At 74.3% G+C, this 14,193-nt stretch carries 15 protein-coding genes; 12 read left to right on the plus strand and 3 right to left on the minus strand.

The window, feature by feature from the left end:
* The first annotated feature begins 35 nt into the window (after positions 1-35).
* The 4 genes from OG370_RS33930 to OG370_RS33945 all read left to right on the plus strand — a co-directional run bounded on the left by OG370_RS33930 (position 36) and on the right by OG370_RS33945 (position 3,916).
* On the plus strand, positions 36-848 hold the full coding sequence (locus tag OG370_RS33930; RefSeq protein ID WP_328471043.1) for a glycosyltransferase family 2 protein: 813 nt from the start codon (positions 36-38) through the stop codon (positions 846-848).
* Positions 845-1,543, plus strand: a complete 699-nt coding sequence (locus OG370_RS33935) for a class I SAM-dependent methyltransferase (RefSeq protein ID WP_328471045.1) — start codon at positions 845-847, stop codon at positions 1,541-1,543. Before OG370_RS33930 ends, OG370_RS33935 begins: the two co-directional genes overlap by 4 nt.
* Positions 1,544-2,288: 745 nt before the next feature.
* Positions 2,289-3,527 carry a M14 family zinc carboxypeptidase gene (locus OG370_RS33940; RefSeq protein ID WP_328471047.1) on the plus strand — a complete coding sequence of 413 codons (1,239 nt, stop codon included), beginning with the start codon at positions 2,289-2,291 and terminating at the stop codon, positions 3,525-3,527.
* A gap of 125 nt (positions 3,528-3,652) precedes the next feature.
* Positions 3,653-3,916: a LapA family protein gene (locus tag OG370_RS33945; protein ID WP_328471049.1), complete on the plus strand. Its 264-nt coding sequence runs from the start codon at positions 3,653-3,655 to the stop codon at positions 3,914-3,916.
* 123 nt (positions 3,917-4,039) lie between these two features.
* On the opposite strand, the gene OG370_RS33950 is transcribed toward OG370_RS33945, so the two are convergent.
* Positions 4,040-4,519: a GNAT family N-acetyltransferase gene (locus OG370_RS33950; protein ID WP_328471051.1), complete on the minus strand. Its 480-nt coding sequence runs from the start codon at positions 4,517-4,519 to the stop codon at positions 4,040-4,042.
* Between the two features lie 119 nt (positions 4,520-4,638).
* Between OG370_RS33950 and OG370_RS33955 the strand changes: the two genes are divergently transcribed.
* Positions 4,639-5,427, plus strand: coding sequence for a Mut7-C RNAse domain-containing protein (locus tag OG370_RS33955; protein WP_328471053.1), 789 nt, complete (start codon positions 4,639-4,641; stop codon positions 5,425-5,427).
* Positions 5,428-5,520: 93 nt separating this feature from the next.
* Here the strand turns inward: OG370_RS33955 and OG370_RS33960 are convergent, their stop codons facing one another.
* The gene (locus tag OG370_RS33960) at positions 5,521-6,528 is read right to left on the minus strand and encodes a hypothetical protein (protein WP_328471055.1); all 1,008 of its coding nucleotides are present in this window, start codon (positions 6,526-6,528) and stop codon (positions 5,521-5,523) included.
* A gap of 303 nt (positions 6,529-6,831) precedes the next feature.
* Here OG370_RS33960 and OG370_RS33965 point away from each other — a divergent pair, with 303 nt between their 5' ends.
* The 3 genes from OG370_RS33965 to OG370_RS33975 are packed head-to-tail and all read left to right on the plus strand — an operon-like array spanning position 6,832 to position 8,935.
* The gene (locus OG370_RS33965; RefSeq protein WP_328471057.1) at positions 6,832-7,590 is read left to right on the plus strand and encodes an ArsR/SmtB family transcription factor; all 759 of its coding nucleotides are present in this window, start codon (positions 6,832-6,834) and stop codon (positions 7,588-7,590) included.
* Positions 7,591-7,599: 9 nt separating this feature from the next.
* On the plus strand, positions 7,600-8,187 hold the full coding sequence (locus tag OG370_RS33970) for a dihydrofolate reductase family protein (RefSeq protein WP_328471059.1): 588 nt from the start codon (positions 7,600-7,602) through the stop codon (positions 8,185-8,187).
* The gene (locus OG370_RS33975) at positions 8,180-8,935 is read left to right on the plus strand and encodes an SRPBCC family protein (protein ID WP_328471061.1); all 756 of its coding nucleotides are present in this window, start codon (positions 8,180-8,182) and stop codon (positions 8,933-8,935) included. Before OG370_RS33970 ends, OG370_RS33975 begins: the two co-directional genes overlap by 8 nt.
* A 104-nt stretch (positions 8,936-9,039) precedes the next feature.
* Here the strand turns inward: OG370_RS33975 and OG370_RS33980 are convergent, their stop codons facing one another.
* Positions 9,040-9,843: a polysaccharide deacetylase family protein gene (locus OG370_RS33980; RefSeq protein ID WP_328471063.1), complete on the minus strand. Its 804-nt coding sequence runs from the start codon at positions 9,841-9,843 to the stop codon at positions 9,040-9,042.
* A 455-nt stretch (positions 9,844-10,298) separates the two neighbouring features.
* Between OG370_RS33980 and OG370_RS33985 the strand changes: the two genes are divergently transcribed.
* The 4 genes from OG370_RS33985 to OG370_RS34000 all read left to right on the plus strand — a co-directional run bounded on the left by OG370_RS33985 (position 10,299) and on the right by OG370_RS34000 (position 14,164).
* Positions 10,299-11,291, plus strand: coding sequence for a thaumatin family protein (locus OG370_RS33985; protein ID WP_328471065.1), 993 nt, complete (start codon positions 10,299-10,301; stop codon positions 11,289-11,291).
* 262 nt (positions 11,292-11,553) lie between these two features.
* The gene (locus tag OG370_RS33990) at positions 11,554-12,261 is read left to right on the plus strand and encodes an alpha/beta fold hydrolase (protein WP_328471067.1); all 708 of its coding nucleotides are present in this window, start codon (positions 11,554-11,556) and stop codon (positions 12,259-12,261) included.
* A gap of 469 nt (positions 12,262-12,730) precedes the next feature.
* The gene (locus tag OG370_RS33995) at positions 12,731-13,498 is read left to right on the plus strand and encodes a L,D-transpeptidase family protein (protein WP_328471069.1); all 768 of its coding nucleotides are present in this window, start codon (positions 12,731-12,733) and stop codon (positions 13,496-13,498) included.
* 225 nt (positions 13,499-13,723) lie between these two features.
* Positions 13,724-14,164: a nuclear transport factor 2 family protein gene (locus tag OG370_RS34000; RefSeq protein ID WP_328471071.1), complete on the plus strand. Its 441-nt coding sequence runs from the start codon at positions 13,724-13,726 to the stop codon at positions 14,162-14,164.
* The last annotated feature ends 29 nt before the right edge of the window (positions 14,165-14,193 follow it).

The raw sequence follows: 14,193 nt of genomic DNA on the forward strand, positions 1-14,193 counted from the left end.
CGGTATGTCCGTTCGGCGTCCCTAGGGTGAAGCGGGTGACCAAGCCAGCGCCCGCCGCCGACATCGTCCTGCCGTGCCTCGATGAGGCCGCCGCCCTGCCCTGGGTCCTGGGCCGTATCCCGCCCGGCTGGCGGGCGATCGTGGTCGACAACGGCTCCACCGACGGCTCCGCGCGGATCGCCGGGGAACTGGGGGCCCTCGTCGTACGCGAGCCGGTGCGCGGGTTCGGCTCCGCCTGCGACGCCGGGCTGCGCGCGGCCACCGCCGGACTCGTCTGCTTCTGCGACTGCGACGGTTCCCTCGACCCGGCGCTGCTGCCGGAACTGGCCGCGCCGGTGCTGGCCGGGAGCGCGGACCTGGTGCTCGGGCGCCGCCGGCCCACCTCGCCGCGCGCCTGGCCGCCGCACGCCCGCCTGGCCAACCTCCAGCTCGCCCGGCTGGTCCGGCGCCGCACCGGGCTGCGCCTGCACGACCTCGGGCCGATGCGCGTGGCCCGCCGCTCTGCGCTGCTCGACCTGGAACTCACCGACCGCCGCAGCGGCTACCCGCTCCAGATGGTCGTACGGGCGGCCGACGCGGGCTGGCGGATCACCGAGACCGACGTGCCGTACACCCCGCGGTCGGGCCGCTCCAAGGTCACCGGTACCTGGCGCGGCACCTGGCACGCGGTCCGGGACATGTCCGCCGTGCTCCAGGAGCCCGCTGCGCCGGCCCTGACCGTCGCCCCTGTCGCCCCCGTCGTGCCGGCCACGCGCCCGGCCGCCCCCGGCACGCCACCCGCCGCACCGGCCGCAGCCACCGCGGCCACCGCGGCCTCGGCCGACTCCCGCACGGGAGACCCGCGATGAGCCGCACCGCCGCGCCGCCGGCGCCCGCGCCCACATGGGGCGGAGACCCGTACGCCCGGGCGCTGGCGCAGGGACGCGGTCCGCTGTTCCTGCGGCGGGCGGACGGCTGGCTGCTGCCGTTGGAGGTCGAACGCTGGTGCGCGCCGCCGGACGAGGCCGACCGCACGCTGCTGGCACGCTGCCGCGGCCCGGTCCTCGACATCGGCTGCGGCCCGGGGCGCCTGGTCGCGGGCGCGGCCCGCCGCGGTATGCCGGTGCTGGGGCTGGACGTGAACCCGGTGGCCGTCGAACGCACCAGGGGCGCCGGGGGAGCGGTGCTGCGCCGTTCCGTCTTCGACCGGCTGCCGGCGGAGGGCCGTTGGGACACCGCGCTGCTCGCCGACGGCAACATCGGCATCGGAGGCGACCCGGTGGCCCTCCTCCGCCGGGTGCGCGGGGTGCTCGCCCCGGGAGGCCGCCTGCTCGCCGAGGCCGCGCCGCACGAGGTCGACGAGCGGCTGACCGTACGCGTCGAGGACGGCCGCGGCCGGCACGGCGTCGACTTCCCGTGGGCCCGGCTCGGCCCCGGCGCCCTGCGCGCCGCCGCCCGCGCCGCCGGCTGGCAGGTCGCGGAGGAGTGGTCCGCCTCCGGGCGCCGCTTCGCCGCTCTCCTCAACTCGCCACTCCCCGCCGCCAGATCGGCCGAACCGGCCTGAAGCCACGGCGCCCCGGCGGCCCCGCGTCCGCCCGGGGCCACCGACGGCCGTCCGGTACGGTTCCGATCCACTCCGGTCCGTTCCTGGTCCTTCCGGTACGGTCTCGGTCCGCCTGGTACGGCTCCGGTCCGGCATCCCGGTCCGGCCGCGGGTTTCGGGGACGAACCGTGCCCGGCCCGCCACCGCCTGATGCGTTCCCTCCCGTTCCGGTTCCCGGTCTGCTGCGTATCGTGCCTGCGGCGGTCGCCGTCGTCGGACCGGCGTATCTGCCGTATCTCGTCCGGTCACGGTCGGGAAGGTCCGGGGGCCCGGTCGACCGTGTCAGGGGGGCGGGCGCGGGTGTCCGCGGTGGCCCGAAGGGGGCCACGGTGGGTGCTTCCGATGCGGTCGCCGGCGCCGGGCCGCGCGGGCGAGGGACCCGGTGGTGTGCCGGCGGGACATCGTGACGCACCGCTGCTGAGCTGTGCCTTGTCCGCGGCCGAGGCGCGTGGCGCGGTCGCGGCCGGGCGCCCGCGCCGACCTCCCGCATCCGCCGGCGCGCCCGCCGCCGCGCCGGGGCGCGCGCCGGACCGCGGCCCGTCGGCCCGGCGCCGTGACGCGTGCGGTGGCGGCGCACGCAGCACAGCTCGGGAACGGTGTCGGTAGCACCGTTGACACCTCTGCGCGGGGCGTGACCTACTGACGGAACCGAACTCGAAGTCGTCATGCGGGGTGCGGGCTCGGGGGTCCGCGGCAGGGGGTTGCGGTGACGGGAGAGCAATATCCGACGACAGCCGACGTCACTCATGGTGCTCGTCGACTCACTTTGAGATACCGCGGGCTGTGCCGGCTGGGGGAGGTCGGCAGATCGCGAGCCGGCCGTCCGCTGCTGATGCTGACGGTGGGTCAAGGGCCGCGCAACGTCCTGGTGGTGGCCGGACCACACGCCAACGAGGCCGCGGTGGGCGGCGCCACCGTCCTGCGGCTGGCCGAGCGGATCGCCGAGACGTGCAGGTCCGGCGCGGGCGACGGCAGCACCTGGCACTTCCTGCTGTGCATCGACCCCGACGGCGCGGCGCTCAACGAGCCCTGGTTGCCCGGGCCTTACACGCTGCGCCGGCACTACGAGCACTTCTTCCGGCCGTGCGCCGCCGAGCAGCCCGAGTGGCTGCCGCACGACGGCACCGTCCGCTCCGCGGCGCTGCCCGAGACCCGCACCCTGGTCGGACTCCTCGACCGGCTGCGACCGGTGCTGCAGTGCTCGCTGCACGGCATCGACGTCGGCGGCAGCTTCGTGCAGCTCACCCGGGATGTGCCCGGCGTGGCCGAGCGGATCGGCAAGTCCGCGGCCGAACTCGACATCCCGCTGGAGAGCGGCTCCTCCGACGCCTTCCAGTGGCCGAGCCCCGGCCCCGGGGTCTACGTCATGCCGCCCGCGTCCGACCCCGCCGCCGGCGACGGCGCCCACTCCACCTGGGCGCACGCCGAGCGGTACGACGGGGTGACCGCCATCGTCGAGGTGCCGATGTGGGCCTGCGACCGCGCCGCCGACACCACCCCGCATCCTGACGCCGACCGCGCCCTGCGCACCGCCGGGGCCGCGCTGCGCCGCGATCTGCCCACCGTGGCGAGGATGCTGGCGCGTATCGACCCCCGAACGATCGGCGCCGACGGCCCGATGCTCCGCACCGTACGCGAACTCGTCGGCATAGGGCCCCAGTTGAGCGCGGAATGGGACCCGGCGGTCCGTCCCGCGGGCGCGGGCCCGCTGCCGGAGATGACCACCGCGCGCGTCACCAGCATTCAGGTCTACGCACAGCGCATCCCGCTGCGCGCCGCCGCGATGCTGCGCCGGATCGCCGCGCTGCCCGCCGTGACCCGTCTGGTCGACTCCTGGTGCGAGGCGTACGAGGCCGCCTACCGGCCGCGCTGGGTGCCGGTCGACGACCAGGTGGAGCAGCAGGCCCGCAGCGTGATGGCGGTGTACGAGGAACTGCGTTCGTGACGTCGAGCGGGGGCCTGACGGCGGGGCCGCGATCACCCGTTCGGCTCGCCCCGCGGCCCCCGCGGCCGTCACTGCGGCGACCATGGGGACAGGGGGCGACCGCGGAGCGGAAGCAGGTGGGCGCGATGAGTACCGACAAGGCCGCCAAGCCCGGCGGCGGCCGCGTGCGGGAGATGCTGACGCCGCGCCGGATCGCCGCTCTGGCGCTGTGCGCGCTGGCTCTCGTGTTCATCTTCGAGAACACCCAGCGGGTGAAGATCCGGCTGATCGTGCCCGAGGTGAAGATGCCGCTGTGGCTGGCGCTGCTGATCACGTTCGTGGTGGGCGGCGTGTGCACGCTGCTGTGGCGGTGGAGCGGCCGGCGGCGCGCGCGGCGCGCCACGAGGTGAGCGGGTGCCGCGCGGCATGAGGCGAGCGCGCAGCACGAGGCGAGCGGACCGCGCGCCGGAAGATGCCCCGGCAACGGCAACGGCGACGGCAACGGCACATGGCCCCAGCGACGGCCCCGGGCGTCAGGCGGTGAGCGGCTTGCCCAGGTGCACGCTCAGCGCCACGTACCGGTAGAAGCCGAACTTGGCCACCGGCAGGTACCCGCACGACTCGTACAGCGCGATCGCCTCGGGCTGCTTCTGCCCGGTCTCCAGCACCATCCGGCTGCGGCCGGCCGCCGCGGCCGTGGCCTCCAGCTCGGCCAGTATCGCCCGGGCGTAGCCGCGGCCGCGGGCCTCCCGCACCACGAACATCCGCTTGATCTCCGCGTCGCCGTCCTCGAAGCCCTCCGGCGAGGCGTCCTGCGCCCGCCAGCCGCCGCTGGCCACCGGCTTCCCGTCGGCGTCGTACCCCAGCAGGTAGAGGCCCTGCGGCGGGTCGAAGTGGTCCGCGGCCATGTGGGTCAGGTCCCCATCGCCGTACCGCTCCGCGTACTCCAACTGCACCAGGTCGTTCAGCCGTATCGCGTCCGGGTGGTCGAAGCGCGTCTTCCTGATCTCCATCCGGTCATCGTAAGCGGACCCACCGACAGCCCCGAAAAGGTCCCCTGCTGGATACCGGCACCCGGCGGCGGGGCGGAAAGCCGTGGCAGGCGGGAGCGCGGCGGTGGGATGCTGAGGGGGTGAGGCGAAACACCGAGGGCCTGCCGCGGATCAGCGTGCGCATCGCCCCTGAACTGCACGTGTTCGTGGCGGCCGAGCGACGCGGGGCGGTCGCCGACGTGGCGACGGACGGGGCGTCCTCGCTCGGGCACGTGGTGGAGTCCCTCGGCATCCCGCTCACCGAGGTGGGCCGGTTGCGGGTGGACGGCCGGGAGGTGTCCGTCGGGCACGTGCCCGTGGCGGGCGAGGAGGTCGCCGTCGAGGCGGTGCGGCGGCCGCAGCAGATCCCCGACCCGCCGCCGAGGTTCCTCCTCGATGTCCATCTGGGCACGCTGGCACGGCGGTTGCGGCTGCTCGGCGTCGACACCGCGTACGAGAACGAGGACATCGGCGACCCCGCGCTCGCCCGCCGGTCCGCGCAGGAGCGGCGCGTGATGCTCTCCCGGGACCGGGGACTGCTGCGCCGCCGGGAGATCTTCGCCGGCGGGTACGTCTACAGTGACCGCCCGGAGGAGCAACTCCGCGACGTGCTCGGCCGGTTCGCGCCGCCCCTGGCGCCCTGGACCCGGTGCGTGGCCTGCAACGGCACCCTCGCCGCCGCGGACAAGGACACCGTCCGCGACCGGCTGCGCGACGGCACCCAGAAGTCCTACGACGTCTTCGCCCGCTGCACCGCCTGCGAACGCGTCTACTGGAAAGGGGCGCACCACGCCCACCTGGAGGCGGTCGTGGAGTGGGCGATGCGGGAGTACGGCCCGGCGCCGACCGTCCCCGGCGAGGCATCGGGCGTCCCGGGACCGGCGGCCTGAGCGCGGCGCGACGGGTCCACGAACCCGCGCGGGAACAGCCGCGGTCAACGGACCACCGACGATGGCGTGCGCGCCCGACGGGCCTGCGGCCGGTCAGGCGCCGACGCGGGCGCGCCAGGCGAGGAAGGGCGCGACGGGTGAGCGCTCGTCGAGATACCGCCAGGGCATCTCGGTGGGCAGTTTGCGCACCATCCGGAACATGGCCCGGGCCGCTTCGTTCTCACCTGCCAGCGCGAACGCCAGCGCGAAGGTGTTGACGCCGACCGCCCAGTCCCGGCGCCGGACGAACGCCGGATGGTGCACCGAGCGCGCGCCCGCCTCGTGCAGGGCGCGTACCACCTCCGGGGCCCGCAGCAGGGTGGAGTCCGGATCGCCGCCGGCCTTCTGCCAGTCCTCCAGGTGGGCCTGCGCGACGAGTTGACCCAGCCCGCTGCCGTCGGGCGCGGTGAGCCCGGCCTGCCGCGCGAAGGCGTGCATCCGGTCCCGCGAGCCACCCCACCTCGCGCTCAACTGCTGCAACTGCTGCCGGTGCGCGGCCACATGGCCCGGCGACCGGTGGCACGTCGCCTCGAACCGGCGCTCCGCTTCCTCCTGCCCGACCCGCAGACCACGACCGCTCACCTGGAGGAAGTACCAGGGCACCGCCCACGACGGTTCGCGCTCGGCCACCTCGGACAGTTGCGTCTCGGCGACCAGCAGCCGCTCCCGGGACACCTCCCGCTGCTCCTCCGACACGGAAGAGGGTTCGTACCCGCTGTGCGCCTGCCAGGCCGACGCGACGTAGCGGGCGCCGGAGACCAGCAGCGCCAGTGTGTCGTCGGGTTCGGCGGCGACCACCTCGGCGATCCACCGCTCGACTTGGGCGACGTCCTGGACCCCCTCGACCAGGAAGGTCAGATCCTCCTGGCCCTCGGCCGCCGCCAGATGGCCGCGGATGTCCGGCCACCGCTCGGCGCCGCCTTGGAGCGCCGCCGCCCGCATGGCGACGAGCCGCGCGTCGCCGTACGACCGGTCGATGCCGGGATCGCTGTGCCGTCGCCGCAGCAGGAACGTCGCCCCCTCGGGTTGGCGCGCCCGCAGCAGCCTCTCCCACCACGCCATGCGCGGCCACCTCCGTTCGTGCGGTCGCCGCGCCCGGCCGCCCCCCCGGCGAAGCTTTCCGACGACTGGATATCACGCCGCCGACCGGCCGACCCCCGCGCCCCGCCTCCCCCCGGCCCGCGCGTACGTCCTGGCCTCTGCTCGGCCCGGCAGACCCGCGCCCCGCCTTCGCCCGGCCCGTGCGTCCGGCCGACCCCCGTGCCCCGCCTTCGCCCGGCCCGCGTGTACACCCGCCTCGGCCCCCGACTCACCGACAACAAAAATGCGCTGGACAAAAAAAGTTTTCGGTGAGACGGTGGGGACATGTTGGACGTGACGGTGATCGAGGACGCGGCGGCGGCCGCCGCCTCGCTGGACCCCATACGGGCCCGGCTGCTGGCCGAGCTGGGGCAGGGGCCGGCCTCGGCGGCGATGCTGGCCGCGCGGGTGGACCTGCCGCGGCAGAAGGTGAACTACCACCTGAAGGCGCTGGAGCGGCACGGGCTGGTCGAGCTGGCGGGGGAACGCAGGAAGGGCAACGTCACCGAGCGGATGATGCGGGCGACGGCGGCCTCGTACGTGATCTCGCCGAGCGCGCTGGCCGCGGTGCAGCCGGACCCGGCCCGGGCCAGGGACGAATTGTCGGCGCGGTGGCTGCTGGCGGTGGCCGCGCGGCTGGTGCGGGACGTGGGCGCGCTGATCACCGGCGCGAGCCGGGCCCGGCAGCGGGTGGCCACCTACGCGCTCGACGCGGAGGTGCGGTTCGCCTCGGCGGCCGAACGTGCCGCGTTCGTGGAGGAGTTGACCCGCGGGGTCAGCGCCCTGGTGGCCAAGTACCACGACCCGGACGCGGAGGGCGGCCGCCCGCACCGCGTCGTGGTCGCGCTCCATCCGACCGTCAAGCCCGAGACGCTGGCCGAACTGGCCCGTCCGGCAGGCGAGTCGGTGCCCGAGCCGGCCGACACGTCGGCGGGCGACCGCGCGGGCGCCGCGGTGGCCGAGATCCCGGCAGCCGCCCCGGCCGAAAGCCCCGAGCGCCCCGGCCGAAAGCCCCGAGCGCCCCGAGCGCCCCGAGTCCCCTGAGGAGTCGCGATGAGAAAGCTGATCGTCACCGAGTTCCTGACCGCCGACGGCGTGATGGAGGCCCCCGACCAGTGGCATGGGCCGTACTTCGACGACGACATGGCTCGTACCGTCGCCGCGCAGATGGCCCGCTCCGACGCGCTGTTGCTCGGCCGGACGACGTACGAGGGCTTCGCCGCGGCCTGGCCCGCGATGCCCGACGCACCCGGCGCGGAGCACATGAACGGCGTCGCGAAGTACGTCGTGTCCCGCACCCTCGACACGGTGGAGTGGAACAACTCGACCCTGCTCGGCGGCGGTGACGAGGAGGAACTGGCCGCTGAGATCGCCGAGTTGAAGCGGCGTGACGGCGCCGCGATCAGCGTGATGGGCAGCGCCACGCTCGTGCGGTGGCTGCTGGCCCGCGGTCTGGTGGACGAACTCGACCTGCTGGTCGACCCCGTGGTCATCGGCCGCGGCAAACGGCTGTTCCAGGAGGGACTGCCGGTGATCCCGCTGACGGTGGCGGAGTCACGGATGTTCGAATCGGGTGTGCACCATGTGGTCTACACGGCCGGCACGCCCCTGCAGAAGGGTGAGAGTGGCAAAGATGTCTGAACGGTTCGAGATCGTCAAGGAGTTGGAGATCGCGGCGAGCCCGCAGGAGGTGTGGGACGCGATCACCACCGGCACCGCCGGCTGGCTGTGGCCGATGGAGTACGAACCGAAGGAAGGCGGCGCCGCCCCCTTCGGCGGCACCGTCACCGTGTGGGAACCGCCGCACCGCCTCACCGCGCGCACCGAGGACGTGGCCGGGATCTCCCAGCAGACCCTCAACCAGCTCGAGCACGTGATCGAGCCGCTCGAGGGCGGCGGCTGCCGGCTGCGGTACGTGCACAGCGGCATCTTCGTCGACGACTGGGCGAACCAGTACGACGGCGCGGACAAGCACAACGACTTCTACCTGCACACCCTGCGCGAGTACGTCACGCACTTCACCGGCCGCCAGGCGGTCTTCGCGACCGCCGACGGTCCGGCCGCGGCCGGTGCGCCCGACGCGCTCGACACTGCGGCCCGCGCGCTGGGCCTGGCGCCCGGGGCGACCGTCGGGGAGACCGTGACGGTGACGTTGCCCGGCGCGTCCGCTCCGGCCGCCGCGGTCCTGGACTACCGCAACCCGTACTTCATCGGGCTGCGCACCCAGGACGCGATGTACCGGGTCTTCGGCCGCAACCGCTTCGGTGCGACGGTCGGCCTGTCCATCCACGACTTCGCCCCGGGCGCGGAGCACGGCGCCGGCTCCGAGGCCGTCTCCGCCGCGCTCACCCGCGATGCCGAGAGCTGGCTCGCCGCGGTCTACGGCTGACGGCGGGTGGCGGCCGGCCGCGGGTCGGCCGCACGGACGTCGATCGCACGGACGTCGATCGCACGGGCGGGGCCGTACGGCGGCCGGGTCACAGGATCACCGGGTCACTTGTAGACCTTGCCCGCCTGCGGCGTCCCCGGCGCGAGGAGCTGCTTGACGGTGACGAAGGTGTAACCGCGGGCCTGGAGCGTGGAGATGATCGGGGCGATGGACGCGACGGTGCCGTTGTAGCCCTTGTTCGTCTTGTCGACCAGGTCGTGCAGCAGGATTATCCCGTCCGGCTTGGCCGACTTGAGTATCCGGGAAGCTATCAGCTTGGAGTCGGTGGTCTTGTAGTCCGCTCCGTTGGAGTTCCAGACCACCTCCGACATGCCGAGTTCCTTGGCGATCTTGGTGACCTTGTTGCTGGTCCGGCCCTGCGGGGGGCGCAGCAGGGTCGGCGTCACCCCGGCGACCTTGTGCACCGCGTCCCGGCCCTCGGTGATCTCCTTGCGGACCTCGGACGAGCTGATCTTGGTGAGGATCTGGTGGCTCCAGGTCAGGGTCTCCACCTCGTGGCCCTGCGCGACCATGTCCCTGACCATCTGCGGGTGCTTCATCACGTGGTTCTTGCCGAGCGTGAAGAAGGTCGCGTGCACGTGGTACTTGCTGAGGATGCCCAGTATCTGGGGCGTGCGCACGCTCGGCCCGGCGTCGAAGGTGATCGCGATGCACTTGACCTTGCGGCAGTCCACCGTGCCCTTCGCGTCGGTCGCGAACGCCGCGGGGCCGCTCTTCGCCATGTGCTTGCGGGCGGCGGCCGGGGACGTGCTGTCGTAGCCGTTGCACCCGGTGAGGGTGAAGGCCATGGTGGCGGCGGCCAGCAGCGTGGTCAGCGCGCGGGCTCGGCGCGCCGTGGTCGTGCGCATGTCGGAGTTCCCCCTCATCGTGATGGAGGACCTGCTCGGGCGGGTCCGGCAGGCACTATACACATGAGGTATACATGCGGCGGGTACCGGCCCTGCCACCCTCTCGGGCGCCGTGCCGTGCACAGCATTCTCCCAGCCGTGCTCGGCCTGCCATCCGGCGGCCCCGTCGATGACCGCAGGTCCCGCGCCTGCCGGGGCCTCGCGGGCCTTCGCCCGCCCGCGCTCCGCCGCCTTCCCACCCGGATTCCGCCGAACGCCGTCCGCGCCCTCCGCCCTCGTCCCGCACCCCCGCGCGCCGAGGTTTCCGTTATCCGCCGTCCGCGCCCGTCGTCTCCTGAGTGAACCGGCCGCGGCAGGCGTGAAGCGGGAGGAAGCCGATGGGAAGCAGGGGCAGAGGCGGGCGCGGGCGCAGGCGCAGGCGTGGCCGTCGGCACGGCGCCGCGTGGTCGGCGGCGGTGATCGCCGTCGTCGGCGTCTGCGTCGCGGTGTACGTCGTGGCGGGCGGCGGCGGGCGGCAGTCCTCGGCGGCGGACGGTCGTACGGCCGCCGCGCCGCGTCCGTCCGCCTCCTCGACCTCCTCGACCTCCTCGACGCCGACCGGAGCCGTGCCGACGACGGCGCCGCCCACCGCGTCGCCGTCGAAGCCGACATCATCCGCGCGGCTGACGCCCGCCGCGCCGCCGCGCGGCGCCCGGCCGAAGTCCTCGCCGTCGGGCGGCTCGGGCGCCCTTTCCGCTCTCGCCCCCACCGCGGGCACCCGCGTCTTCACCCTCGTCAACCACGTCCGGCAGACCGTGTGGGTCGGCGCGGGCCGGCAGACCGCTCGGCCCGCGCTCGCCACCACCGGCTGGGTGCTGCCGCCCGGCCGTAGCCTCTCCGTCCGCGTGCCCGACCACTGGAACGGCCGATTCTGGGGCCGCACCGGCTGCTCCTTCGACGCGGCCGGCCGCGGCCACTGCGAGACCGGCGACTGCGACGGTCGCCTCCAGTGCCCCGGCTACGGCGCGATCCCCGCCTCGCTGGCGGAGTTCGACCTCAACGCGTGGGACGGTCTGGACTTCTACGACGTGAGCCTGGTCGACGGCTCCAACCTGCCGATGTTCATCAACCTCGTCGGCGGCTCCACGAAGGACCCGATCGGCGCCTCCGGGTGCTCCGCCGCGGGCTGCCCCCACCCGGTCGACTGCCCGGCCGCGCTCCGGGTGAAGGCGGGCGGCCGGGTCGTGGGCTGCGAGTCGCCCTGCGGCGTCTTCGGCACCGACCAGTACTGCTGCCGCGGGGCGTGGGCGCCGCGCGACAGGTGCCGGCCCGACCGGTGGCCGGTGGACTACGCGGCGCTGTTCAAGAAGGCCGAGCCGTTCGCGTACTCCTACGTGGACGACGACGCGACGAGCACGTTCACCAGCAAGGGGGAAGCGGGGTACCGGATCACGTTCGGGGTGAGCTGAACGGCGCGCGGGGCACGCGAGTTGGGCCGTTCGGGGCGGAAAGCACCACCTCATACCCATCCAATAGGCGTCCGCGGCAGGTCCGTTCGGCGCGGCACACCGCGAAGGCCGGTGCTTGCTCCGGCCCGTTGGCTGATCCACAGTGGGGAGCCGCGGGTCGGACACCGGTTCGAAGCGTGGCGGCACCCGATCGGCCGACGCCCGACCCGGGGGCGTTCGCGGTCGACCGGCCGCGCGCGGTGGGAGCACGGGAGAGGAATCGATGGCGACGTACGTACTCGTCCCCGGTGCGGACGGCACCGCCTGGTACTGGCACCTGGTGGCGCCGCTGCTGAGTGAGCGCGGCCACGCGGTGGTCACCCTCGACCTGCCGTCCCACGACACCGCGAGCCTCGACGACTTCGCCGAGGCGATCACCGCGGCCGTGCACGCCGCCGTGCCCGACGGCTCGGCCGGGCCGGAGACGCCGCTGGTGGTCGTGGGGCAGTCGCTCGGCGGCTTCTCCGCGCCGCTGGTCTGCGGGCCGCTGCCGGTGGACCGGCTGGTGCTGGTCAACGCGATGGTGCCGGCGCCCGGCGAGAGCGCGGGGGAGTGGTGGGGCAACGTCGGCCAGGCCGAGGCGCGCGAGCAGTACGCCGAGGTGCTCGGCCGGACCGGCACCGACGCCGAGTTCGACCCGCGCACCGACTTCTTCCATGACGTGCCGGACGCGCTGACCGAGGAGGCGTTCGCCGGGGAGCCGGCCGGGCCGCCGCCCGGGGTGTTCGCGCAGCCCTGGCCGCTGGCCGCGTGGCCGGACGTGCCGACCCGTTTCCTGCAAGGGCGCGGAGACCGCTTCTTCCCGCTGGAGTTCCAGCGCCGGCTGGCTCGCGAACGTCTCGGCATCGACGTCGAGGAGCTGCCCGGCGGCCACCTGGTCGCGCTCAGCCGCCCGCGCGAACTGGCGGACGCGCTGCTGCGTTCGGCCTGACCGCCCGGCGGGTGCGGCGGGGGAGGCTGCTGCCGGGTGTGTGCGTGCGTACGTACGGGCGGCGCCCTCGCCGCCCTCGCCGCCCGCGTCCCCGTCGGCGTGAGCCGGTCGAGCGGAGCCACGTTGCCGGACCGGCAACGTGGCTCGGCAACGTGGACCGGCCGGTGTCGCGGACCCGCGGCGGCTCCGGTGAATTGACCCGATGATCCGACCTGGCGACGCCACCTGGCCGCGCGAGCCGCCGATGTGACCCGGAGTAAGGTCGCGCGAAGTCCGCACATCTGTGCGCCACGAAGGTGACTTGTGGGGCGAAACGGACGTTGGCGGGGGTTGGATGATGTACTCCGACTCCGGGTTTGCGAGGATCGTGCCGATGACTGCCGCTCCTCCTGACGCGCTTGCCCAGCGTCCCAGCCAAGACGACCGTGGCCCCCGTCGGCACCGGCGGCCGCGCCGTACCGCGAAGCGGGTGGCGATCGCCGTGTCGGTCACGGCCGTCGGCCTTGCCCTGCTCGGCGCCGGCTACGTGGCCACCGATCACTACGGCACCGAGTCCGCCGACAACCGGGACACCGCCGTCGGCCACCCCGCCGCCGGCGCGCCCGCGCACGCCAAGTCGAGTGCCTCGCCGTCGTCCGACCCGATGCCGTCCACCATCCCCGGGCTCGGGCCCAAGACCCGCGCGCAGATCCCGGCGAGCAGCCGGCAGGTGCTGGTGGCGTCCGGCCGGGCCAAGGACTCGTCCAACTCCCTGGTCACCCTGTGGTCCCGGCTGTCCGACGGCCACTGGCACCCCGGCGCGACCTGGGCGGCACACAACGCCAAGGACGGCTGGACCGCCGACCACCACGCCGGCGACCTGCACAGCCCGATCGGCGTGTTCACCCTGCACGACGCGGGCGGCTTCGACGCCGACCCGGGCACCAAGCTCCCCTACGACCACTCGTCGAGCTTCCACGCCGGCGGCGTCGGCTTCGACGGCGAGACGCTGGACGAGGCGTTCGACTACGTCATCGCGATCGACTACAACCGCGTCCCCGGTACCTCTCCGCTCGACGGCACCCAGCCGCTCGGTTCGAGCAAGGGCGGCGGCATCTGGGTGCACGTCGACCACGGCGGCCCCACCCACGGCTGCGTCAGCGTCGCCGCGCCCCACATGGTGACGCTGCTGCGCACCCTGCTGCCCGCCGACCACCCGGTGATCGTGATGGGCGACGGCCAGTCGCTCGCCCGCTGAGCCCCGCGCGCCCGCTGGAACCCGGCGCGAGGGTCCCACGGCCGCGCGCCCGTTGCCCCGGCCCCGTTCCGGCCGTTACTCCTGCGGGAGTACGCAGGCCGGTGCCCGGTGGTTCCGCCGGGAGTAGCGCGGTTGCCTACCGCCGGCCGATGTCACGAACCCCCGCCCGCGGGAGTCTTCATGGTGAGACCCCGCGGGGGCGGCACACGTGCAACGGAGGCCAGAATGCCAGAGACGTCAGGGATGCCGGCGGCACCGCAGGTACGGGAGCCGGAGCGGAAGCCGGAGTCGGAGGCGGAACGCCGCGGCGGGCTCGCCGACTTCGGCCACCGCTGGGCCGAGGCGGAGCGGCTGGGCGACGTGGCCGCCCTCGACGCCCTGCTCACCGACGACTTCACCGCGGTCGGCCCCCGCGGCTTCGTGCTGGGCAAGGCGCAGTGGCTCGACCGCTACGCGTCGGGCGCCCTGGTGCACGACGACTTCACCTGGGACGAGGTGACGCTGCGTCAGTACGGGCGTACCGCCGTCGCGGTGGGTGTCCAGGGCCAGCAGAGCGTCTTCGACGGGCGCGACGCGGACGCCCGGTTCCGTATCACCCAGACCATCGTGGAGGTGGACGGCCGCTGGCAACTCGCGGCCGTCCACCTCAGCCCGACCGGCGCGTGAGCTGTGCGTGCACCGGGCGGTTCCCAACG

It is taken from the genome of Streptomyces sp. NBC_00448 (assembly GCF_036014115.1).
Taxonomy (GTDB): Bacteria; Actinomycetota; Actinomycetes; order Streptomycetales; family Streptomycetaceae; genus Actinacidiphila.